The organism is Thermosediminibacter litoriperuensis (assembly GCF_008124715.1).
In the GTDB taxonomy this organism is placed as follows: domain Bacteria; phylum Bacillota; class Thermosediminibacteria; order Thermosediminibacterales; family Thermosediminibacteraceae; genus Thermosediminibacter; species Thermosediminibacter litoriperuensis.
This window is the reverse complement of record NZ_VNHO01000004.1, coordinates 48931-71140: the sequence shown is the minus strand read 5'-3', so window position 1 is coordinate 71140 and position 22210 is coordinate 48931. Positions and strand designations below refer to the sequence as shown.

Genomic DNA, 22210 nt, shown 5'->3' with positions numbered 1-22210 from the left:
TTGCACCTTTTTACAGCTCTGTAGCACTAGTAATCATTTTCTCTTGTCAAAAGTCCCGTTACGTTGTATTATAGAATTGAATCAAACGATTTTACATTTTTAATAATTACAGCAATTTTTTTAAGATGGGGGGAATTTGAATGGCGGATAAAAAGCGAATTCTGGTACTGGGAGGTGGATTTGGAGGGCTGACGGCGGCCCAAAAGCTTAACAAGCTTCTGGCCAAGCGAGACGACGTAGAGATCTACCTTATAAACAGATCCCCTTATCAGGTTTACCTGACGGAACTTCACCTGGTCGCCGGCAACAGGGTAAAACCGGAAGGAGTGCTATATTCGCTGGAGAAAGCTCTGGAGGGGACCGGGGTTACGCTGGTAGTAGATGAAATCCACGATGCCGATTTGAAGACCAGGACCCTGAGGGGCAGGAAGGCGGATTATACCTTCGACTACCTGATAATCGCTTGCGGCAGCGAACCGGAGTACTTCGGCATTCCCGGCATGAAAGAAAACGCCTTTACACTCTGGTCTTTCGAAGATGCGTTGAGGATTAAGCAGCGCGTGGTAGAGATGTTCGAAAAGGCCAGGTATGAGGCCGATGAAAAAAGAAGGCGTGAATATCTCACTTTTGTCGTGGGCGGCGGTGGATTTACCGGGATCGAGATGGTAGGAGAACTGGTGGAGTGGGTGGAAGACCTGTGCAGGGAGTACGGCATCGACCGCAATGAAGTTTCGCTGATGGTAGTGGAAGCCCTGCCCAAAATCCTTCCCAACCTGTCCGAAGAGCTCATTAAAAAAGCGACTTCTTATCTCGAAAGGAATGGCGTGAAAATAATCTTGAATTCTCCCATTGTCAGCGTTGAGCCCGATGGCTTAACCCTTAAAACCGGGGAAAAGATAAAAACCCATACTCTTATATGGACCGGCGGTGTAAGGGGGAACGCCATCGCCGAAAAGCTGGGGCTTGAGACCGGCGGCCGGGGCAGGATAAAGGTCAATGAATACCTTGAGACCAGCGAAAAAGGCATATACGCGATAGGAGACGTAAGCTTTTACGTGGATGAAAAGAATTTCGTCATGCCGGCGCTGGTGGAATCTGCGATGCAGTCCGGCGAGTGTGCGGCGCATAACATTGCTGCCGATATTACCGGCAAGCCCAAGAAGGCTCTCAAGCTCAACCTCCACGGCAATATGGTCTCAATAGGCGAAAGGTACTGCGTAGCCGAGGTCATGGGACGTAAACTTACCGGCTTTATAGCTACTTTCATCAAACATGCGGCTGATATGCACTATCTCTTCGGCGTTGGTGGCCTGGGGTTCGTAAGGGAATATATAGGGCATCAGTTCTTCCGGAAAAACCGTGGGAAATCCTTCGTGGTGGAGAATATAGGCGTTAGCACCAGCATGGTATGGCTGGCCATACTGAGGGTCTACCTGGGCTACAGGTGGCTGGTTTCGGGTATTGAAAAGGTACACGCCGGATGGCTGGCGGCAGGGGATAAGCTGGTAGCGGGGGCGTCTACGAGCCCGATAGGGCCGAATACGCCGGAATGGTACGCCTGGTTTGTTGAAAAATTCATATTCCCCCACGCGCTGTTTTTCCAGACGGTAATAACGTTGAGCGAGCTGGCAATTGGCACGTGCCTCCTCTTAGGTCTGTTTACATCGCTGGCTTCACTGGGATCGCTCTTCATGCTGCTCAATTTCATGATCTCCGGTTCGGGGGATATGTGGTTCTTTATGGTGTCGCTGGCGGTGTGCTTCTCGGGCGCAGGCCATTCCTTCGGGCTCGACCGCTGGGTGATCCCCTGGATCTCCAGGTTTATTAAGAGGATTGTCAGAGGGGGAGGCCAGAAAGCGGCGCTACCCGGTTCTTTCCACGACGTAGTCGGCTAAGAGCATGAGAGAACTCCTGGCGGGGATGTCTTCAAGGACTGATAATTGTTCCTTGGATTTTTTCACGTAACGCCCGGCTATATGCCGGGCGTATTCTATACCGCCCGATTCCTTTACTATTTTGATTATAGTATTGATTGTGCTTTCGTCTATCCGGTTTTTATCCGATAGAAGCTCCCGTAGTTCCCGTTCAGTAGATTTATTATTCAGGGCGTACAGGAGGGGTAAAGTGATTACCCCTTCTTTTATGTCATTTCCCTTTGGCTTTCCGCTCCGGTTTTCGTCTTCCGTCAGATCCAGGATGTCGTCCATTACCTGAAAAGCCATCCCCAGCATCATACCGTATTTTTTCAGGCTAGATACGGTGTGAGGGTCGGCTTTTGCTCCTCTTGCACCCAGTTCACAGCTGATGGCGAAGAGAAGGGCGGTTTTTTTCCGTATGCGCCGGGCGTAATCTAAAAAGCTTATGGTGAGATCGAAGGCCTCCCTTTTCTGACGCACTTCACCCTCGCATACTCTGTAGAGTACACTGGATACGGACTTTAAAATGTCGAAATCGCCGTGGTCTACGAGCATCTTGAAAGCCCTGGCAAGCACGTAGTCTCCAGCGTAGACCGCCGCGTCCTTTCCAATAGCAGCCTGTACCGTTGAGGTGCCCCGCCTCAGGGGGGAATCGTCGACGATGTCATCGTGGATCAATGTAGCTGTATGTACCAGCTCCACGGCCACCGCAAGGGGTTTGATTCTTTCATAGTCGTAATCGCCGAATCTGGCTGAAAGGTACACCAGGGCGGGCCTTATCCTCTTGCCGCCAGCCCTTATAGTCCTTTCCAGGGGTTCCGAGAGAAAAGTTTCTTTTGTCTTTACCGATGCGAGAAGTTCTTCCTCCAGGCAGGACATTTCATGAGAGATTTCCCGGTAAAAATCGAATCTTGCCATGCGAAACTTCACTCTTTCTATATAAATTATAAAAGAAAGGGCATACCCTAGTGTATGCCCTTCGAATTTCCTTTTTCCGGCTATTATTTTGCCAGAGAAAGGGCTTTTGTCATTAAATCCTTGTACTTGGCGGTCGTTCCGGTGGCACCCGTCACTGCATCTACCTGTTCGACATTCTGCTTTTCTATGAGGGACTTTGTAAGGGCTTCAACCGCTTTTGCGGGAGTAGTACCCGATTTTGCTTCCATATTCTTGGCGTACTCCTGGTCGGTTAACTTGTAACGGCCGTCGTCCTTGTTGACCTCATCGAAAAATGCAGACTGGATTTTGCCGTCTTTTACAATTACTGCGGCTATGGCTTTCCAGCCGTGGTCGTCAAAGTCGGCTTCCGCTGCCTTGTAAAGGCCATTCTTCAGCCCGTCTTTGGCTTCAACTGGTGAACCTTTCAGCGCTTCGGCTGCCAGGTTCTTGAAGCTGTCCGACGAGTGCGTGGCGCCAGCTACCGCGTCTACATCTTCGGGCTTCTGCTTTTCGACCAGGGCCTGCTCCAGTTTCGGATAGGCTTCCAGCGGTGTGATGCCGGATTTCTCCTTCATCCTGGGACCGTATTCTGGATCGAAGCTCTTCAGCTTGCCTTCCTGGTTGATTTCATCGTAGAACACGTTTGTTATTTTTCCATCTTTCACAATCACGGTCACAAGACCCTTCCAGCCATGGTCATCGAACTCTTTGTTTTCCGCGTAGTAGGTGCCGTCCTTCAGTGCTGTCTGCTGCGGCTGCTCACTTTGCTGATTCTGCTGCTCCTGCGGCTGCTGTTGCTGCTGTGAGTTTTGGGAGCTGCAGCCGGCTACAAGAGCTACGACCAGGACAAGTACCAGTGTTAGGACGAGTAATTTTTTCATAAACTTCCCCCCTGATTATGAGTATGTTTATTTGTTTAACTACTCTATATAATATATTATACACAAGAAGCAAAAATCCTTCTTCTGAAATATTATAAAAATTTGTTTAACAATGCCCCTATCATCAGTGTTAGACCTGTGAGCTGGTATGCCTGGACCGTTTTTGCATTGGCTTCTATAAGCCTGGGAATATCGTCGTAGTACCGCCTTGCGACATCAACGGCACGTCTGGCAAGGGGAAAGGCGGATAGCGGCAATAGGAAAAAGGGGTTGCCTGCGATGAAAGCGAGTACGGCACTCAGGGCGAACGCCGCAATAAAAAGTGCGGCAAACACGGTGGTAGCCTTTTTTTTGCCCATCCTCACCACCCAGTTTCTCTTTTGGCCCCTCAGGTCCGCTTCGTAGTCGGGGAACTGGTTGATCCAGAGGACGTTAGCGATGAGCAACCCTAGAATTAATGAGGACAGGACGGCCTCAAGGGAGATATTATGAGTCTGGACCAGGTAGGTTCCGCACAGCACGAGGGGGCCGAAGGTAAGACCCACAGCGAATTCGCCGAAACCCCTGTAGCAGAGTTTTGCAGGCGGCAGGCTGTAAAATACGGCAATAACGAAACCGGCAACGCCTATCCATAATACCTCGGGTTCTCTCGCAAAGACGACATAAATGCCAACGAGACCTGCAATAATCATGGTAACAGTTGCGATTACCTTGACTTCCGATAGGCTCAGTATTCCGTCGACTATGACTTTTTTCCCGCCGCTGAAAGGGGTTCTTTTGTCAGGCGTAACGTATGTGTCTACGCCGGATTCGTAGTCCACAAATTCGTTTACCGCGTTTTTTCCTATTTCGATTAGGTATACCCCAAGCAAACTCCAAAAGAACCAGTACAGGTTAAACTTTCCCTCGAGACCATAGGCAAGGGCGGCAGCGACGGCCATCGGAACCGTTGAGGCGATCCATATTTTAGGATCGGCGAGCTGCCAGAAGCCACGCCAGATTCGGATACGGTTTTCGTTAAACATGATATCCTCCTTTCCCGGAAGAATAGTTTTTTCGAGTTTAATATAAAACAAGTTCTGGCATCCTGTCAATATATTGACAATTTTCAACGATGTGATCCCGGTGCTGTGTCCTGCCGTTTTTTTTCTGGATAAATGTTGCAGGCCATGGATAACAGGTATATAATATAATCAAACAATTAAATAAATGTTCAAACGTAATATTAATATTTTTAAAGCAGGAGATGGAGGGAAATATGGGAGCTGAAGAAAAGGTGTACAGAGTCGATGAAAAAAAGGTGTATAGAGTCGAAGGCATTACCTGACTCGATTGTGCCGCCAAGTTTGAAAAGAGCGTGGCGGCGATGCCTGGTGTTACCAGGGCTGTTTTAAACCCGGCTACAGGTAAACTCACCGTGGAAGGTGAGGTTGACCTCGCTGCAATCCGCCGGGAAGGTCTTAAAGAAAACTATAAAATAATCCCGGTTGAGGAACAAGAGGAGCAGACTCAGGCAGGGACTGGAATTAAGATAAACAGCGAATTGCTCCGGACGGCGGTGTCCGCGGTTGCCCTTTTGGCGGCTTATATTGGCAAGAAAACAGGTATGTCAACTCACATCTATGTCCCTCTGTTCCTGCTAGCCATGGTCACCGGAGGCTGGGGGAATTTCCGGAAGGCTTGTTATTCTTTAAGACGCCTTAATTTTAATATGAGCGTGCTCATGAGCATAGCTGTTATGGGGGCAGTGGCAATTGGCGAGCTGGAAGAGGGTGCTGTTGTGTCGTTCCTCTACTCGGTTTCGGAAATGCTGGAATCCTGGACCATGGAGAGAGCGAGACAGTCGATACGCCGCCTCATGGACATAGCACCCAAGACGGCCAGAATAAAAAAGCCGTGGGGCGAGGCGGATGTTCCCGTAGATGAGATTAATATAGACGATATAATGGTAATCCGTCCCGGGGAGAAGATAGCCATGGACGGGGTCATAATAAAGGGCGAGTCGGCGGTAAACGAGGCGGCTGTCACCGGAGAATCCATACCCGCTGAGAAGGGACCCGGTGACGAGGTCTATGCGGGAACCCTTAACATTCACGGCTCACTGGAAGTCAAAGTGACGAAACTCGTCCAGGATACCACCTTGGCGAAAATTATACACCTGGTTGAAGAAGCCCAGACAAGACGCGCTCCGGCTCAGGCTTTTGTGGACCGGTTTGCAGCTGTTTATACCCCCATAGTGATTATGCTCGCCGGTACCGTAGCACTGGTCCCGCCGCTTTTCCTAGGTTATGAATGGCGGCCGTGGCTGTACCGCGGCCTGGCTTTGCTGGTGGTATCGTGTCCGTGCGCTCTGGTGGTTTCCACGCCCGCCGCAATAGTAAGTGCTATAGGCAACGCGGCCAGGAACGGAGTTTTGATAAAAGGCGGAATATACCTGGAAGAAGCAGGGTCGCTGAAGGTTGTCGCTTTTGACAAGACCGGCACTCTTACGAGAGGGGAGCCGGTGGTTACCGATGTAATACCCGTGGGCACCGAATCTGAAACAGAAGTGCTGCGCAAGGCTGCCAGCGTCGAAAAGCGATCGGAACACCCCCTTGCCATTGCGATAGTTAAAGCCGCGGAAGCCCGGGGTATAAAAATAATGCCGGTTGAGGGTTTCGCAGCTTTCACAGGCCGGGGGGCGAGGGGTTTCGTGGGCGGAGAAACGATATTCATAGGAAGTATAAAGTTTTTTGAGGAGAGGGGCATAGAGACCGGAGGAATAACGGAGGACGTGAAGCGCCTTCAGGAGGAAGGAAAGACGGCCATCCTGGTGGGTACGGAAAGCGGCATCATAGGAATTATAGCCGTTGCCGATGAGATTAGGGAATCGAGCAAAAATACGGTGGCTTCACTCAAACGCGCCGGCATCGAGCGGACGGTCATGCTTACCGGCGACAATGAAGCCACTGCTAAAGCTGTAGCCGCTCGTGCCGGTGTCGATGAATTTTTCGCCGAACTGCTGCCGCAGGATAAGGTAAGGGCCCTGGAAGATTTGATAAAAAAGTACGGAAAGGTTGCCATGGTGGGGGATGGTATAAATGACGCTCCCGCGCTGGCTGCAGCTACTGTGGGAATAGCCATGGGCGGGACCGGTACCGATACGGCCCTTGAGACGGCGGACATAGTGTTAATGACCGACGACCTGACCAAAGTGGCTTTTACGGTCCGCCTGAGCAGGGCTGCGCTGCAGGTGATACGCCAGAATATAACACTGTCGCTGGTCATTAAAGTCCTGGCGGTTGCGGCCGTTTTCCCGGGCTGGTTGACGCTGTGGCTCGCCATTATGGCCGATATGGGGGTCACTTTACTGGTGACTCTCAACGGAATCAGATTGTTGAAAATAAGGAAGTTATGAGAAAAGGCTTAACGACGTTCCCGCACCGGTGCGCTCAATTTTTACTTCAAGGTTTTCAGCCTGAAGAAATCTTCTCCTGCCAGCATCCGGGTTTCTTTGCCGGGGCTGGTTATTGCTTTCCCTACAATCATAGTCCGGTTTGTTAAGCTGATGCGGGATAGGACGTGAGGGTATTGGCAATAATCTTCTATAGATGTATAATAAATTGGAATAAATGGTTTTTTCGTGTATGTATAATATAGTATAATATAATAAAATAGTTGTTGAACGTGCTGGGGGAGCTCCGGCTGAGAGGAAGCCCGATGGTAGGGCTTCGACCCCAGAACCTGAACGGGGTAATGCCCGCGTAGGGAAGCACGTGAATCGCGCCGATTTACTTGCCCACCTATACGGGTGGGCTTTTATTTTTATATTAAAAAGGCGGAGGGATGACCATGAGAAGACAGAATCTATCTGCATTTATCGAAGGGGCACTGATGATTGGGATTGCCACTATACTGAGTTTCATCAAGGTCTTTCAGGCCCCCTACGGCGGCTCCGTTACCCTGGGTAGCATGGTGCCCATCATCCTCTACTCGGTACGGCATGGAGCTGCCAAAGGGGTTCTGGCAGGGACGGTATACGGTCTTCTGCAGCTAGTGATAGAACCCTACATCGTTCACCCGGCACAGGTAATTTTAGACTACCCGCTCGCATTCGGACTGCTGGGTCTCGCAGGGTTGTTCGGAGGCAGGATTTATCTCGGCATACCCGCGGGTATTTTGGGGCGGTTCCTTTCGCACCTTCTTTCAGGTGTAATCTTCTTTGCCTCCTACGCTCCCGAGGGTATGAATGCCCTCGTCTACTCGGCGATTTACAACGGCAGTTACCTATTGCCCGAGCTGGTGATAAGTCTTCTTGCGGTAAGATTTGTGCTTTACCGCTTTATTCGTAAGAATGAAGGCAGCGGCGATTCCGGTTAAAACCATTTTAGAACTCCCTCTCCGGAGGTGGGATCACTTCCGGGGAGGGAATTTTTTTAGGTATTTTTAGGGAATTGTCCCCATCATGAAGGTTTGCAGTATCCGCCGGGAGAAGGCGTTTTCCCGGCCCATGCAGAGGGAAGGGGTACCCCTTCTTCTCATTGAAACTGATTACAGCGAAAATGATTCGGAGCAGATAAAGACCCGGGTCCAGGCTTTTCTTGAAATGCTGGGCTGAAAAACAAAGACACTGAAAAAAGCGGTTTCCGTAAAAGGGAACCGCTTTTTCGTGATGATTTCAAAAAATAACCCACATTACCAGCCTGTAAAGGGACGCAGTTATAAAACACACCAGCAGTGCAACGGCGGTCGTGAGCGCCGCTGCGCAAACCGCCCACCTGGCCCCTCCGGTTTCGCTTCTTATGGTCCACAGCGTGGTGGCGCAGGGAAAGTGGAGCAGGGAAAACAGCATGGTGTTGATGGCGGTAAGGGTGGTCCAGCCGTGGTTCACCAGCAGCTCCTTGAGGCTTGTGAAATCGTCGGGAGAAATCATGGTCCCCTGGGCTAGATACCCCATGAGCAGTATGGGTAGCACTATTTCGTTGGCGGGCAGTCCTGCGATAAAAGCCATGAGAATATATCCGTCCAGGCCCATCAGCCGGCCGAGCGGGTCTAAAAAGGCCGCAGCCTGGGCCAGCAGGCTCTGGTTTTCGAATTTTATGTGGGCAAGAAGCCATATGATGCCCCCGGCGGGAGCCGCCACGGCCACAGCCCGCCCAAGGACGAAAAGAGTGCGCTCGTATATGGAGCGGATTATTATACTGCCGATATGGGGAGGGCGGTATGGTGGAAGTTCCAGGATAAAGGATGAAGGCAGCCCCTTAAGCAGGGTGGAGGAAAGCAGTTTCGATACCAGGAGCGTTATTAATATTCCGAAAACGACTAAGCCGGATACGGTAAGGGAAGCCAGCAGCCACCCCAGATTAGGTGCCAGCCCTCCTATAAAAAGGGACGCGAGCAGGATCAGCGTCGGAAAGCGGCCGTTACAGGGTACGAAGTTGTTGGTGAGAATGGCTATCATGCGTTCCCGCGGTGAGTTTATTATCCGGCAGGATACGACGCCGGCGGCATTACAACCGAAGCCCATGCTCATGGTGAGGGCCTGTTTTCCATGGGCGCCCGCTCTTTTAAAAAAATAGTCCAGGTTGAAGGCTACCCGAGGCAGGTAACCCAAGTCTTCCAGAAAGGTGAATAGGGGAAAGAATATCGCCATGGGAGGCAGCATAACCGATACCACCCACGCCAGGGTCCTGTACATTCCGGTGACTAAAAAACCGTTGACCCACTCGGGGGCTCCAATCGACATCAGGAAGCTTTCAAGAAAACCCTGGATTCCAAAAAGAACTTTCGCCAGAAGCTGGGAAGGGTAATTGGCTCCAATGAGGGTCAGCCAGAATATAACGCCCAAAAGTAGGAGCATGAAAAGAATACCTGTAACTCTGGAAGTCAGCAACAAGTCTATCTTTTTGTCCAGGTCTTCCCTGAACCTGTCGTATCTTACAGCCTTCCGGGTTATGCTTTCGGCCTTCTCGTATATTTTCTCCACAATTAGGTCTTTTACGTCTGTCGATTCATGCGAAATATCATTTGAGTCCCCGGTTTCCCGGGAGCTGTGAAAAAAATGAATATCCATATGCGCTTTCCTCCCGGCTTTCATCTCTGATCTTAACGAGTTCTTCGAGGTCTTCAATTGAATAATCGCCCGATATTATACTCAAAGCTGCCCATCGGGGATTGATTCTGCCCGAAAAGGTATTTTCCAGGCGGGGTACTAGTTCTCCTATGGCTTTTTCCAGTTCTTCGCCGTAGTTCACTTTTCGCGGCGACGGCTTGACTTTTCCGGAATACACCTTAAATATCATTTCTTTTAGCTCAAATAGCCCTATACCCCTGCGCGCAGCGGTGGCTACCACGGGGACTCCCAATTCCTTCGAGAGGACGTCGCCATCCACATATATCCCTTTCTTAGCGGCTTCATCTATCAAATTCACGCAGACTATAATCCTGTCGGTAATTTCCATTATCTGCAGTGCCAGGTTCAGGTTTCTCTCGAGGCAAGTGGCGTCGGTTATCACCAGCATTACGTCGGGCCTGTTGAACAGAATAAAATTGCGGGCTACCTGTTCTTCAAGCGAATTGGCGAGAAGAGAATAAGTACCCGGCAAATCAACGACGCAAAACTTCACGTTTCTGTGGTAAAAAGTTCCCCGGGCGAGGCTCACGGTTTTTCCCGGCCAGTTACCGGTATGCTGCTTCAGCCCGGTCAGGGCGTTGAAAATCGTGCTTTTGCCGGTATTGGGGTTTCCGGCAAGAGCCACAAGAGGTCTGGGGAAATTATCATCCATCAAAAAATCCATATCTCTCACCTTATAAAACTTCATTCGGTAATTACCAATATTTTGGAAGAGTCTTCTTTTCGCAGAGCAATGGTTGTACCCCGGATCCGGTAAGCTGTCGGATCGCCGGTGAAGCTGGTGAAATAAGTTGTGATGAGCGTTCCAGGGACGAATCCCAGGTCCAGAAACCTACGGCGGCTAAGCCCCTTGTGGAGGATCGCCGCCACCCTGCCCGTTTTGCCGATGGGTAGTCTATCCAGGGTGATGACATGTTTCTCCATCCCAAGCCCCCTTTGTTATCTTTTGCACAGAGCGGGGTATTCTTAATTAATAGAATATGATTAATACCCGCCACCGGTTCCAATAAAAGAATTATACAAAAAGTGAACCTTTTTATAATAAATGGAAGGTATTTAAAAAAGATTATAGAATTAATATACTATAATATAAAAATTAATAAAAATAAAAACCATTTTTCATAAAAAAGGGGGATCAAAATGAGGAAAATAGGCCCGGTTTTACTTGTGCTTGTTTTAGTCCTAACCACAGCGCTTTCTGGGTGCGGACAAAACCAGAGTCAGCCGGATAAGACCGATGGGGTAATCAAAATCGGAGCCATACTTCCTCTCACCGGTCCTGCTTCGGCTACTGGTGTTAAGCTCAAGTATGCTATTGAGACTGCCCAGGAATTAATAAACGGGGAACACCCCGAAATAGACCTGGAGCTGGCGAAGACAGCGGGTCTGCCCAACCTGAAGGGAGCAAAGGTGGAGTTTATCTTTGCAGACCACCAGGCGAACCCGGAAGTTGCCAAATCGGAAGCCGAAAGGCTTATACAGAATGAAAAGGTTGCAGCTTTAATAGGATGCTATCATAGCTCCGCTACCAAACCGGCCAGCCAGGTCGCCGAAAGGTTTGGTATACCTTTTGTGGCGGGTTCGTCCAGTTCGGCGGCTCTTACTGAAAGGGGCCTTAAATGGTTTACGAGGATAGCCCCACATGATGGCATGGAGACAAAGTTATTCTTCGATTATTTGAAATACTTGAATGAAAAATACAACGCGGGAATTCGTAAGATAGCTGTGGTTTATATCGACAACGAATACGGCGTCCATGCCTTCCAAATGGTGGAAAAAGAAATACAGAACTATAAAGCAGACGGTTTCGAGCTGGTGGCTGATGTAAAATATCCTGCCAATGTGTCCAATGTGGATACCGAGGTGCAGAAAATTAAGGCGGCGGCACCCGACGCTATATTCCACGCTTCATACATCGGAGACATGACCATGTTTGTAAAGAAATACAAGGAGATGAACGTGGTACCCAAAGTGGTGTTGTCGTACTGCGGAGGGTACCAAGATCCCCAGTTTGTGAAAAATCTAGGAAAAGACGCCGACTATTTTGCGGGTCCGAATGCAACCACATCCGCGCTTTTTGAAAAAATGCCTGTGCTCGCAAAGATAAATGAGATATACAAGGCAAAGGCCGGAGTTGACATTGACGGTCCGACCCTGGAAGACTTTGCTTCAGCCATGGTGATAGCCGAAGCCATAAACAGGGCGGGTTCCACCGATCCGGCAAAGGTACTGGAAGTGCTCAAAAACCATGAATTCGCAGCACCCTACTTCGTATCGGGCAAGATCAAGTTCGGAGAAGATGGGCAGAACGTCTACTCCGCGTCGGTTATGACCCAGATTCAGAATGGCGTATACGAGGCTGTTTGGCCTGAAACTAGCCAGACCAAAGAGCCCATACCTGCTTTTCCGGCCTGGGATAAGAGGTAGCAGTTAAAAAAAGGGGCGTTTTGGCCCCTTTTTTTAAAATTTGCCGCAGGAAGGGGGATGGATATGCTGTTGCAGATAATTTTGAGCGGAATTCTTGTGGGCTTTGTTTATTCTCTCGTTGCTGTGGGCTTGACGCTGATATGGGGTGTCATGGATATCATAAATTTCGCCCACGGAGATTTCCTGATGGTATCCATGTACACTGTTTTCTGGCTTTACACCCTTTTGAGGCTGGATCCTCTCGCATCACTGCCAATTGCAGCCCTCGTCACTTTCGTATTGAGCTTTCTGACTTACAAATTGATTATAAAGCGGGTTATAAATGCGCCCGGGCTCACGGCTCTTCTTGCGACTTTCGGATTGAGCCTTTTTATAAGAAATTTCGCCCAGTACCTGTGGACTCCCAACTATCGGTTTATAACCACCTCGCTGGTGACCGATAAAAAGCTGGAGATGGGCAGCGTTATTATCGGTATACCCCAACTGGTAGCAGCTCTGGGAAGCATAATGATGACCTTCTTGGTCGTTTGGTTTATCAAGAACACCAAAACCGGAAGGGCAATTCAGGCTGCGGCTCAGAGCAGGGACACAGCAAAACTCATGGGTATAAATACGGAAAAGATTTATGCCGTTACCTTCGGAATATCGGGAGCGTGCGTCGGAGTAGCTGGGGCTCTGCTGGCCACCTTTTTTCCGATTTATCCCGAATCTGGGGCCCTCTACAGCCTCCTTGCCTTTGTTATCGTAGCCCTGGGTGGGTTCGGCAATATAGCCGGCGCCCTTTACGGCGGGGTATTGATTGGGCTTTCTGAAGCTCTAGGAGGGTTTTTCCTAGGCACCCAGTTCAAATACGCTATAGTATTTTTGATATACCTGCTGGTGCTGCAGTTCAGGCCGAAAGGCCTTTTCGGATGGTGAGGTGATTGGTGTGAATGTGAAGAATTTTAGAATTGACACCCTCTACGGGATTCTTATAGTTATACTGCTGCTCCCCTTTATGAATTCAAACATAAATTTCCGGCATGTGATGGTTATTTTCCTGATTTTCGCCGGGCTCGGAGAGGCCTGGAATATAATAACCGGCTTTGCAGGCCAGACCTCTTTCGGACATGCAGCCTTTTTTGGCATAGGTGCCTATACTTCAACGATTTTATTCTACAAATTCGGTATTTCTCCGTGGATCGGAATGCTGGCAGGGGCCGTACTGGCGACGGTCATATCGGTGATAGTGAGCTATCCATGCTTCAGACTCAAAGGCCATTACTTTGCGATTGCCACGCTGGCTGTGGCAGAGATCATAAAGCAGCTCTTTATAAGCTGGGATTACGTCGAAGGGGCGACGGGGATTTCGATACCGATAGTTGAGGAAAGCGTTACCTCAATGCAGTTTCATTCGTCCAAGATACCATATTTCCTTATCGCCTACGTGCTTTTTTTGATCACCACCATGACGGCCAGATACATAGAGAACAACAAGATGGGATTTTACCTGAAGGCTATCCGGGAAAGCCACGAAGCTGCAGAAGCTCTGGGGATAGATACCACGCGGTACAAGCTGTACGCCATGATGGTGAGTGCAGCTTTAACAGCCACTTTCGGGACCCTTTACGCTCAGTATATTCTTTACATCGACCCCTTTATGGTATTTACCCTGGAAGTATCCATGAAAATCGTGCTTCTTTCGGTGCTCGGCGGTCTGGGGAATATATACGGTCCGATCATAGGGGCTGCCATACTGATACCCCTGTCGGAGTACACCCGGGTATACCTCGGAGGTACCGGCAAGGGTATAGACCTCATGATATTCGGTGCGCTTATAATTTTTGTGGCGTGTTTTGAACCAAACGGGATCCTCGGCCTTCTTAAGAAAAAGAGATCCCGCAGGAGAGGTGATGTTTATGCAAGAGCCGATGCTTGAAGTTCAAAATGTAACCATGAAGTTCGGCAGCCTGATCGCCAACGAGGATGTCAGTTTTTCCGTACACAAGGGTGAAATAGTTAGTCTAATAGGGCCCAACGGTGCCGGGAAAACCACACTTTTTAACTGCATAACAGGGTTCTATAGACCTTATGCGGGCAGGATATATTTTCAGGGCAGGGATATAACCGGGCGACCTCCCCATGAAATTACGGCTATGGGGCTTACCAGGACGTTTCAGATAGTAAAGCCCTTAAAGGAAATGACGGTGAAGGAGAACGTCCTTACCGGCGCTTTTCTGCGGGCGAGCAGCAGGAAGGAAGCGGAGAAAATCGCAGAGGAAGTCCTGGAGATGACCAGTCTTTCCGGTAAAAAGGATATGCCGGCCGGAAGCCTTACGATAGCGGATAAGAAAAGGCTGGAGATAGCGAGGGCCCTTGCTACAGGACCAAAAATGGTCATGCTGGACGAGGCGATGGCAGGGCTTAACCAGACTGAAATAAAGGAAGCCATGGAACTCTGTCTGAATCTGAAAAACAGGGGAATTACCCTTTTAATTGTGGAACATATAATGGAAGCCATTATGCCAATTTCTGATAGGGTCGTGGTATTAAACGCCGGCAAAAAGATTGCCGACGCCTCTCCTGAGGAAGTTACCAGTAATGAAGAGGTAATTAAAGCTTATCTGGGGGAAAGATATCATGCTAAAAGTAAGAAATCTGAGCACGGGGTATGACGGCGTACCTGTCATATTTGACGTATCCTTTGAAGTCCGGGAAGGGGAAATGGTCTCCATTGTGGGCTCCAACGGGGCCGGTAAAACCACCATATTGAAGACGATCTCGGGACTTTTAAAGCCATTTTCCGGTGAAATTGAATTTTTAGACAAGAGGATAGACAGGATGCCCGCTCACGAGATAGTAAAACTCGGCATTGCCCATGTGCCGGAAGGCAGGCACGTTTTCGGCAAGATGACAGTCCGGGATAACCTTCTCCTCGGGGCCTATACCCTGGAAAGTGATACAGATATTAAAAAGGTCCTGGAGGAAGTGTATGAAATCTTTCCGCGCCTTAAAGAAAGAGAGAACCAAAAAGCGGAGACTTTGTCCGGCGGAGAACAGCAGATGCTGGCCATCGCCAGGGGCTTGATGTCAAGGCCCAAACTGCTCCTGGTGGACGAAATGTCCCTGGGGCTTATGCCTATCCTGGTCGATAAGGTACTGGATATTCTTAAAGAAATAAGCCGGAGGGGCATGACGATACTGCTGGTGGAACAGAAAGTGCAGGAAGCGCTGGAGATGGCGGACAGGGGATACGTCCTTCAGACCGGCAGGATTGTGGCCGAGGGTACGGGAAAGGAACTGCTGGAAAGTGATCTTGTTAAGAAAGCATATATGGGAATGTAAACAAGCCCGTTAAGGGCTATTTTTTTAATAAAATTTTTCTTTTCTAGAAGGAATTAGGAAATTATGGTCGAATTGTATATATGGGATGTGACGGAGGGATGGTATGTCGGAAAACCTGAACAGAGACGAGATCATCAAGCACTATGAGGAAGTTATAAAAAAGATTAAAGATATCGTCTCCGCAAAGATTATAACCAATCCCGATGGAAAGATTTCCGAGATCCACGTTCTGGCCAATTCCAACAGGAATCCCAAACAAATAGTAAGGGATATCGAGTCAGCACTGGTTGCGACTTTCGGTTCAGAAATAGATCACAAGAAAATAAGTGTGGCTCAGCTTAACAAAGAGGAGCTTTATGTAGCGGAATCCCGTTTGAAGATAGATAGCATAGATGTGAAAAAAACCAATTACAGCTATGAGATTACGGTAACCTTGAAATGCACCGATGGCAAGGTATACGAAGGCAGAGCCTCAGGTGCCGGATCTTATAAATATTTTTTAAGGCTTGTCGCTCTCGCCGCCATCGATGCCATTCAGCAGTATTTGAGCAAGAATTTTATAATCTCCCTGGAGGATATTAATATCTTTAGAATTGGCGATAAGGAGGCTATCGCCGTACTTATATCCATACTGATGGACGGGAGTGAGGAGTCCTTTCTGGGAACAGCTCTTTTCCGGCAGGATAAAGCAGAGAGTGTCGTTCTGGCGGTGCTAAACGCTGTCAACCGCCGGATAAGTTTTCTAGTAAAAGAAAAAAATGATTAAAATGATTAAAAGGGCCGACAGAAGCGAAGCGGTTTTTATGGCCTGCTCTAATAGCGGCGGAGCAGAGCACCGTAGACAGGGAGGAGGCTGTAGACCAATGAAACTCAATGCTGCTCTGGTTAAGATATTGCTGGCATTGATGGCTCTTGTCCTTGCCGGCGGTGCTAATTTTAAGTTTGGTTAATACTATTGATTTCAGTCGGCCCTTTTATTTAATTTTTTTCAATATATTTTAAACAATTTATGGGTGACATAAAATGATAAAGCTTAACAAACAAAATTTATATTTTTTAATAATACTATTAATTGCCACGTTATTTTTGATATATTCTTATAAATCTTTATTAGCGGCAGACATTAAGACTTTTATTATATTCACTATTCTTGCTCTTTTAGCGGAGACATTGTCTGTAAGATTAGTAAATGATGCTGAAGTGACTGTAGGTTTCGCGGTATTTATCGGATCCATACTTGTTTTAGGGTATGAAGTGAGTATTTGGGTCGCTTTTATGTCGGAACTGTTATGTGAGATAAGACATAGAATACCTTATCATACTTTTTTCAAGAAGATTACAAATATTGGATTATATATAGTCATGGTGGGTGGCTCTGGTTTAATTTATGAAAGATTAGGAGGGGTTCCTGGATATATAAACCTTCAACAAAATTTGTTTGGATTCTTGGCTTTGATTTTAACATACTTCTTAATTAATGTTGGTTTATTGACAATAGGATTGTCTATACTATACAAGAAATCGATCAAATATATTTTTTCAACTACTTTCAAATGGGCTCTACCCAATTACATAGCCCTTGCCCCTTTAGGTATTTTATTAGCCATTATATACATTAACATTGGGGCTTTAGGCTTACTTTTATTTCTTATCCCCCTCCTAGTTGCCCGCCACTCTTTCAAACTCTATATGGAAATGAAAAAAGTATATTTGGAAACAATTCAGGCATTAGCCACAGCTATAGAAGCTAAAGACCCTTATACAAGAGGGCATTCCGAGAGGGTCGCCAGGTTGGCAGTAGCTATAGCGGAAGAACTCAAAATGGATAGCGATTTTATCAGCAATTTACAGTATGCGGCATTACTCCATGACATCGGCAAAATAGGGATTCCAGAGGAAATCTTGAATAAACCGTGTAAACTCTCTGAAGATGAGTTCTCCAAAATAAAAACCCATCCCGCATTGGGGGCTAGTATCGTGAAAAACGTGGACTTTTTGGCTCAAGCTTCTTCTTTTATTATGTACCATCATGAGAGGATGGATGGAAGCGGTTATCCGGTGGGGTTGAAGGGTGAGGAAATTCCGCTGGGGGCAGAGATAATAGCCGTAGCTGATGTGTTCGACGCCCTGACGACGGACAGGCCGTACCGGAAAGCGTGGAGATTAGAAGATGCTCTGGATGAACTGGAAAGAAGTTCCGGAGTGCAGTTTCGACCTGCTGTAATTAAAGCGTTAAAAAAAGTCTTGGAAAGGGAGAAAATCTGGAAAGATGCTGTTAATTGATTTCATGGTGATTTCATTTATAATAGGTTTTTTAAGAAGGGGAAATTTAAAGGGCCTGACCGAAATTCCCATGAGAAGGCTGGAGCTCATATTTCTCTCGTTCATTATCCGGTACGCGCCGCTGTTTTTAAAAGGTCCCTTTAAAGAATTCGCTTCAAATTACATAATGGCAATTTCAATAATTTCCTATACGCTGCTGTTATCCGGCCTATTTTCAAACTGGCATATAAAGCCGCTGAGGGCGGCTGCCATCGGAGTATTGATGAACTTTTTGGTCATAGTTGCCAACGGCGGCAAAATGCCGGTATCCCTCTGGGCTGTCGATGCGGCAGGCCTTCAGGAGTTCAAGTCCGACTTATTCAATCCCGATTACCTGTACCATACCGCCCTGACTTCCTCAACCCGGTTGGCGCTTCTCGGGGATATCATCCCTCTGCCCCGGCCGTATCCGAGACCCCGGGTGTTCAGTATTGGCGACCTGTTGATGGCGGCGGGAATATTCTTTTTGGTTCAGGATGCTATGTTGAAAAAGAAGCCGTCAAGTGGTAAAATAATAGGAAGATGAATAAAAAGGAACCTGTGATAAAGGTTCCTTATAAATTTTTTCGGAAATTTCTTGAGGTGATAATATGTTAGGGGTCTTGAAAAAGATATTCGGCGATTCCAACGATAGAGAGATAAAAAAGTTAACCCCCATAGTGGAAAAGGTGAACGATTGGGAATCCAAAATTAAGGTGCTTTCTGACAGCCAGCTTCGAGAAAAGACCAACGAGTTTAAAAACAGGCTGGCCGCCGGCGAGACCCTGGATGACCTTTTGCCCGAGGCTTTCGCTGTTGTCAGGGAGGCGGCAAAGAGGACCCTGGGCATGAGGCCCTTTGACGTCCAGGTGATGGGGGGCATTGTGCTGCACCAGGGACGAATAGCTGAAATGAAAACCGGTGAGGGGAAAACCCTCGTGGCTACAATGCCGGCCTACCTGAACGCCCTGACCGGGCGGGGGGTGCACGTGGTTACTGTAAACGACTACCTGGCCCGGCGCGACAGCGAGTGGATGGGGGCGATTTACAAATTCCTCGGGCTGGAAGTGGGCTTGATAGTCCACGGGCTTGATTACGAGGAGAGAAAGAGGGCGTACAACGCGGATATAACTTACGGTACAAATAACGAGTTCGGGTTCGACTATCTCAGGGATAACATGGTGATTTATAAGGAACATATGGTCCAGAGGGAGTTGAACTACGCCATCATCGATGAAGTCGACAGCATACTCATAGACGAAGCCCGTACCCCTCTAATAATTTCAGGTCAGGCCGAGGAATCCACGGACATCTACTATAAGTTTGCCCGTTTTGTACCCAGGTTAAAACCGGGTGAGGACTATATCGTTGACGAAAAGGCCCACAGCGTGATACCCACCGAAAAGGGGATAAAAAAGGCCGAGGAATTCCTGGGGGTCAGCAACCTTTACGACGAAGAAAATATGGAGCTCCTGCATCATTTCCACCAGGCCCTGAAAGCCCACGCCCTCATGAAAAGGGACAGGGACTACGTGGTAAAAGATGGTCAGGTTATAATAGTCGACGAATTCACCGGAAGGCTCATGTACGGCCGCAGGTACAGCGAAGGCCTGCATCAGGCTATCGAGGCCAAGGAAGGAGTAAAGGTGGAACGCGAGAGCAAGACTCTTGCCACCATAACCTTCCAGAATTACTTCCGAATGTACAGGAAACTTTCCGGCATGACGGGTACCGCCGCCACCGAGGAGGAGGAGTTCAGGAAGATCTACGGCATGGACGTGGTGGTGATACCCACCAATAAACCGATGATCAGGGTGGATTATCCGGACGTAATATACAAAACCGAAAAGGCCAAATTCCAGGCGGTGGTCCGCGAAATCGAAGAGTGTTACCGGAGAGGCCAGCCGGTGCTGGTAGGTACAGTATCGATAGAAAAATCCGAGATGTTGAGCGAGATGCTGAAGAAAAAAGGGATTCCGCACCAGGTGCTGAACGCCAAGTACCACGAGAAAGAGGCCGAGATAATCGCAAAGGCGGGCCAGCGGGGAGCGGTAACAATCGCCACCAACATGGCCGGGCGCGGTACCGACATCGTGCTGGGCGAAGGCGTGGCGGAACTGGGAGGGCTGCACGTAATCGGCACCGAGAGGCACGAGGCGCGGCGTATCGACAACCAGCTCAGGGGCCGTTCGGGCCGCCAGGGCGATCCCGGTTCTTCCAGGTTCTACGTTTCCTTGGAAGATGACCTCATGAGGCTTTTCGGCTCCGACAGCATCAGGGGGTTGATGGACCGTCTGGGCCTGGAGGATGACCAGCCTATAGAACATTCTCTCATAACGAAGGCTATAGAAAATGCCCAGAAGAAGGTGGAAGCAAGGAACTTCGATATAAGAAAGCACGTGCTCGAATTCGACGATGTCATGAATACCCAGCGGGAAGTAATATATTCCCAGCGCCGCAAGGTCCTGGAACAGGAAAACCTGAAGGACAGCATAAAGCAGATGATAGAAGATGTAGTGAATGGGCTGCTGGACATATACGCCGGCAGGGAAATCCACCCGGAAGAGTGGGATCTGAAGGGCCTGGCCGAATACTATGCGGATATATTTACCATAAAGGGCGTCCTTGACGCGATCAATCCCGAAGAGGTGACCAGGGAAAAAATCAGGCGCCTGCTGGTGGACCGGGCACTGGAAGCTTACGACCGGAAAGAGGCTGAAATCGGCGAGGAAACCATGCGGGAACTGGAAAAAGTGATAATGCTCAAGGTTGTGGACCAGAAATGGATGGACCACATCGACGCCATGGACCAGCTCCGCGAGGGAATCGGCCTAAGGGCTTACGGGCAGCGGGATCCGCTGGTGGAATACAAGATCGAAGGCTACGAGATGTTCCAGGAGATGATTAAGAACATCCAGGAGGATACGCTGAGGTACCTGTTCAGGGTGCAGCTGAAAACAGCACCCCAGAGGCGGGAAATGGCCCGCAATCTTTCATACTCCCACGGGGATGGTGAAAAGCCCCAGCCCGTGAAAAAGGGCGAAAAAATAGGCAGGAACGACCCGTGCCCCTGCGGCAGCGGAAAGAAGTACAAGAAGTGCTGCGGAAGGTCGGCTGTGTAATAAAATACGGTGATTGACTTAAATCTGAAGCAAACATAGTTTGAAATAAGAAATGGAGGCGATAAAGGTGCTGGAAGAGATAAGGAGTGAGATTGAGGCCTTTGAACCCCACATCCAAGAGATGAGGGATGCTCTTTGAAATAGACAGGCTCGAAAGCGAAATAGCTCAGCTGGAAGAAAAGACCCTGACCCCGAATTTCTGGGACGACCCTCAGGCAGCACAGAAAATCCTTCAGAATTTGAATCAGCTTAAAGAAACCGTGGAGAAATACGAGGCCATAAGGAAAAAATGGGAAGACCTCATGGCGCTGATAGAGCTGGGTATTGAGGCCCATGACGAGGAACTTTACGGTGAAATATCCGATGAAGCCGAGAAATTCAAAAAGGAATTCGAGGAGATGAGGCTTCAGACCCTGCTGAGGGGCAGGTATGATAAAAATAACGCCATACTTTCGCTCCACGCCGGGGCCGGGGGAACCGAGGCCCAGGACTGGGTGCAGATGCTGCTTCGCATGTACACCCGCTGGGCTGAAGACAAGGGATACAAGCTCAAGATCCTGGATATGCTGCCGGGCGAAGAAGCCGGCATAAAGAGCGCTACGATACTGGTAGAAGGCCCCTACGCCTACGGCTATCTCAAGTCGGAGCAGGGCGTTCACCGGCTGGTTAGAATATCCCCCTTTGATGCAGCCGGGAGGCGGCACACCTCTTTTGCCTCCGTCGACGTCGTCCCCGAGATCGACGACGATATAGAAGTAGAAATAAAACCCGAGGACTTGAAGATAGAAACCTTCAGATCCGGAGGGGCGGGCGGCCAGTACGTCAACAAGACCGAGTCGGCGGTGCGGATTACTCATATACCCACGGGTATCGTGGTTACTTGCCAGAACGAACGCTCACAACAGAGCAACAGGAATACGGCTATGAAGCTCTTGAGGGCGAAACTCTTTAATCTGTACCTGGAAGAACAGCAGAAGAAGATAAACGAACTGCGCGGGGAGCAGAAAGAGATTGCCTGGGGCAGCCAGATCAGGTCTTATGTCTTTCACCCCTACAGCCTGGTGAAAGACCACAGGACCAATGTGGAAGTCGGCAACGTCCAGGCCGTAATGGACGGGGAGATAGATGCGTTCATAAACGCCTATTTAAAAATGAAATCGGGAGATTAAAGCATTGGAGGCGAAATGC

20 protein-coding genes and 1 riboswitch are annotated in these 22210 nt (G+C 48.8%); of the genes, 14 read left to right on the top strand and 6 right to left on the bottom strand.

The window, feature by feature from the left end:
- Positions 1-140 precede the first annotated feature (140 nt).
- Entirely contained in the window at positions 141-1895 is a 1755-nt protein-coding gene (locus LZ11_RS02455) for an FAD-dependent oxidoreductase (protein WP_148866315.1), read from the top strand.
- Here LZ11_RS02455 and LZ11_RS02450 read toward each other — a convergent pair.
- The 3 genes from LZ11_RS02450 to LZ11_RS02440 form a co-directional block, all read right to left on the bottom strand.
- The gene (locus tag LZ11_RS02450; RefSeq protein WP_148866314.1) at positions 1863-2834 is read right to left on the bottom strand and encodes a polyprenyl synthetase family protein; all 972 of its coding nucleotides are present in this window, start codon (positions 2832-2834) and stop codon (positions 1863-1865) included. The genes LZ11_RS02455 and LZ11_RS02450 overlap by 33 nt on opposite strands.
- A gap of 83 nt (positions 2835-2917) precedes the next feature.
- Entirely contained in the window at positions 2918-3736 is an 819-nt protein-coding gene (locus LZ11_RS02445; RefSeq protein ID WP_148866312.1) for an FMN-binding protein, read from the bottom strand.
- Positions 3737-3828: 92 nt separating this feature from the next.
- Positions 3829-4761 carry a prenyltransferase gene (locus LZ11_RS02440; protein WP_148866310.1) on the bottom strand — a complete coding sequence of 311 codons (933 nt, stop codon included), beginning with the start codon at positions 4759-4761 and terminating at the stop codon, positions 3829-3831.
- Positions 4762-4994: 233 nt separating this feature from the next.
- Between LZ11_RS02440 and LZ11_RS02435 the strand changes: the two genes are divergently transcribed.
- The 3 genes from LZ11_RS02435 (at position 4995) to LZ11_RS02425 (ending at position 8333) form a co-directional block, all read left to right on the top strand.
- Positions 4995-7133 carry a heavy metal translocating P-type ATPase gene (locus LZ11_RS02435; protein ID WP_148866308.1) on the top strand — a complete coding sequence of 713 codons (2139 nt, stop codon included), beginning with the start codon at positions 4995-4997 and terminating at the stop codon, positions 7131-7133.
- A 264-nt stretch (positions 7134-7397) separates the two neighbouring features.
- Positions 7398-7503, top strand: a riboswitch (TPP riboswitch).
- 64 nt (positions 7504-7567) lie between these two features.
- Positions 7568-8095, top strand: coding sequence for an energy-coupled thiamine transporter ThiT (gene thiT, locus LZ11_RS02430; RefSeq protein ID WP_148866306.1), 528 nt, complete (start codon positions 7568-7570; stop codon positions 8093-8095).
- An 85-nt stretch (positions 8096-8180) separates the two neighbouring features.
- Positions 8181-8333: a 2-hydroxyacyl-CoA dehydratase gene (locus LZ11_RS02425; protein WP_246110678.1), complete on the top strand. Its 153-nt coding sequence runs from the start codon at positions 8181-8183 to the stop codon at positions 8331-8333.
- Positions 8334-8393: 60 nt separating this feature from the next.
- On the opposite strand, the gene LZ11_RS02420 is transcribed toward LZ11_RS02425, so the two are convergent.
- From LZ11_RS02420 to LZ11_RS02410, 3 genes are read right to left on the bottom strand one after another with little or no spacing between them, the layout of a single operon-like run.
- The gene (locus LZ11_RS02420) at positions 8394-9788 is read right to left on the bottom strand and encodes a nucleoside recognition domain-containing protein (RefSeq protein WP_187695046.1); all 1395 of its coding nucleotides are present in this window, start codon (positions 9786-9788) and stop codon (positions 8394-8396) included.
- Entirely contained in the window at positions 9739-10512 is a 774-nt protein-coding gene (locus LZ11_RS02415; protein ID WP_222927156.1) for a FeoB small GTPase domain-containing protein, read from the bottom strand. Before LZ11_RS02415 ends, LZ11_RS02420 begins: the two co-directional genes overlap by 50 nt.
- A gap of 20 nt (positions 10513-10532) precedes the next feature.
- Entirely contained in the window at positions 10533-10772 is a 240-nt protein-coding gene (locus tag LZ11_RS02410) for a FeoA family protein (protein ID WP_148866302.1), read from the bottom strand.
- A 216-nt stretch (positions 10773-10988) separates the two neighbouring features.
- Here LZ11_RS02410 and LZ11_RS02405 point away from each other — a divergent pair, with 216 nt between their 5' ends.
- The 10 genes from LZ11_RS02405 (at position 10989) to prfB (ending at position 22191) form a co-directional block, all read left to right on the top strand.
- Entirely contained in the window at positions 10989-12275 is a 1287-nt protein-coding gene (locus tag LZ11_RS02405) for an ABC transporter substrate-binding protein (RefSeq protein WP_148866300.1), read from the top strand.
- Positions 12276-12338: 63 nt separating this feature from the next.
- Positions 12339-13193 (top strand): branched-chain amino acid ABC transporter permease, encoded by an 855-nt coding sequence (locus tag LZ11_RS02400; protein WP_148866298.1) that lies wholly within the window; start codon positions 12339-12341, stop codon positions 13191-13193.
- Positions 13194-13203: 10 nt separating this feature from the next.
- A complete protein-coding gene (locus tag LZ11_RS02395; protein WP_222927155.1) occupies positions 13204-14193 on the top strand; it encodes a branched-chain amino acid ABC transporter permease in 990 nt (329 codons plus the stop codon).
- Positions 14174-14929 carry an ABC transporter ATP-binding protein gene (locus LZ11_RS02390; RefSeq protein ID WP_148866296.1) on the top strand — a complete coding sequence of 252 codons (756 nt, stop codon included), beginning with the start codon at positions 14174-14176 and terminating at the stop codon, positions 14927-14929. Before LZ11_RS02395 ends, LZ11_RS02390 begins: the two co-directional genes overlap by 20 nt.
- Positions 14895-15599: an ABC transporter ATP-binding protein gene (locus LZ11_RS02385; RefSeq protein ID WP_148866294.1), complete on the top strand. Its 705-nt coding sequence runs from the start codon at positions 14895-14897 to the stop codon at positions 15597-15599. Before LZ11_RS02390 ends, LZ11_RS02385 begins: the two co-directional genes overlap by 35 nt.
- A gap of 103 nt (positions 15600-15702) precedes the next feature.
- The gene (locus LZ11_RS02380) at positions 15703-16365 is read left to right on the top strand and encodes an alpha-isopropylmalate synthase regulatory domain-containing protein (RefSeq protein WP_148866292.1); all 663 of its coding nucleotides are present in this window, start codon (positions 15703-15705) and stop codon (positions 16363-16365) included.
- 257 nt (positions 16366-16622) lie between these two features.
- A complete protein-coding gene (locus LZ11_RS02375) occupies positions 16623-17882 on the top strand; it encodes an HD-GYP domain-containing protein (protein ID WP_148866291.1) in 1260 nt (419 codons plus the stop codon).
- Positions 17869-18447: a DUF5317 domain-containing protein gene (locus tag LZ11_RS02370; RefSeq protein ID WP_148866289.1), complete on the top strand. Its 579-nt coding sequence runs from the start codon at positions 17869-17871 to the stop codon at positions 18445-18447. Before LZ11_RS02375 ends, LZ11_RS02370 begins: the two co-directional genes overlap by 14 nt.
- A gap of 64 nt (positions 18448-18511) precedes the next feature.
- Entirely contained in the window at positions 18512-21022 is a 2511-nt protein-coding gene (secA, locus tag LZ11_RS02365; RefSeq protein WP_148866287.1) for a preprotein translocase subunit SecA, read from the top strand.
- 67 nt (positions 21023-21089) lie between these two features.
- A protein-coding gene (gene prfB / locus LZ11_RS02360) for a peptide chain release factor 2 (RefSeq protein ID WP_425473428.1) occupies positions 21090-22191 on the top strand; the annotation gives its coding sequence in 2 pieces (ribosomal slippage) (positions 21090-21158 and positions 21160-22191; 1101 coding nt in all).
- The last annotated feature ends 19 nt before the right edge of the window (positions 22192-22210 follow it).

Excerpts from the sequence above, each read along its gene's own strand:
- LZ11_RS02455 (WP_148866315.1), top strand. The coding sequence starts at position 141 with ATGGCGGATAAAAAGCGAATTCTGGTACTGGGAGGTGGATTTGGAGGG.
- LZ11_RS02450 (WP_148866314.1), bottom strand. The coding sequence starts at position 2,834 with ATGGCAAGATTCGATTTTTACCGGGAAATCTCTCATGAAATGTCCTGC.
- LZ11_RS02445 (WP_148866312.1), bottom strand. The coding sequence starts at position 3,736 with ATGAAAAAATTACTCGTCCTAACACTGGTACTTGTCCTGGTCGTAGCT.
- LZ11_RS02440 (WP_148866310.1), bottom strand. The coding sequence starts at position 4,761 with ATGTTTAACGAAAACCGTATCCGAATCTGGCGTGGCTTCTGGCAGCTC.
- thiT (WP_148866306.1), top strand. The coding sequence starts at position 7,568 with ATGAGAAGACAGAATCTATCTGCATTTATCGAAGGGGCACTGATGATT.
- LZ11_RS02425 (WP_246110678.1), top strand. The coding sequence starts at position 8,181 with ATGAAGGTTTGCAGTATCCGCCGGGAGAAGGCGTTTTCCCGGCCCATG.
- LZ11_RS02420 (WP_187695046.1), bottom strand. The coding sequence starts at position 9,788 with ATGGATATTCATTTTTTTCACAGCTCCCGGGAAACCGGGGACTCAAAT.
- LZ11_RS02415 (WP_222927156.1), bottom strand. The coding sequence starts at position 10,512 with ATGGATTTTTTGATGGATGATAATTTCCCCAGACCTCTTGTGGCTCTT.
- LZ11_RS02410 (WP_148866302.1), bottom strand. The coding sequence starts at position 10,772 with ATGGAGAAACATGTCATCACCCTGGATAGACTACCCATCGGCAAAACG.
- LZ11_RS02405 (WP_148866300.1), top strand. The coding sequence starts at position 10,989 with ATGAGGAAAATAGGCCCGGTTTTACTTGTGCTTGTTTTAGTCCTAACC.
- LZ11_RS02400 (WP_148866298.1), top strand. The coding sequence starts at position 12,339 with ATGCTGTTGCAGATAATTTTGAGCGGAATTCTTGTGGGCTTTGTTTAT.
- LZ11_RS02390 (WP_148866296.1), top strand. The coding sequence starts at position 14,174 with ATGCAAGAGCCGATGCTTGAAGTTCAAAATGTAACCATGAAGTTCGGC.
- LZ11_RS02385 (WP_148866294.1), top strand. The coding sequence starts at position 14,895 with ATGCTAAAAGTAAGAAATCTGAGCACGGGGTATGACGGCGTACCTGTC.
- LZ11_RS02380 (WP_148866292.1), top strand. The coding sequence starts at position 15,703 with ATGTCGGAAAACCTGAACAGAGACGAGATCATCAAGCACTATGAGGAA.
- LZ11_RS02375 (WP_148866291.1), top strand. The coding sequence starts at position 16,623 with ATGATAAAGCTTAACAAACAAAATTTATATTTTTTAATAATACTATTA.
- LZ11_RS02370 (WP_148866289.1), top strand. The coding sequence starts at position 17,869 with ATGCTGTTAATTGATTTCATGGTGATTTCATTTATAATAGGTTTTTTA.
- secA (WP_148866287.1), top strand. The coding sequence starts at position 18,512 with ATGTTAGGGGTCTTGAAAAAGATATTCGGCGATTCCAACGATAGAGAG.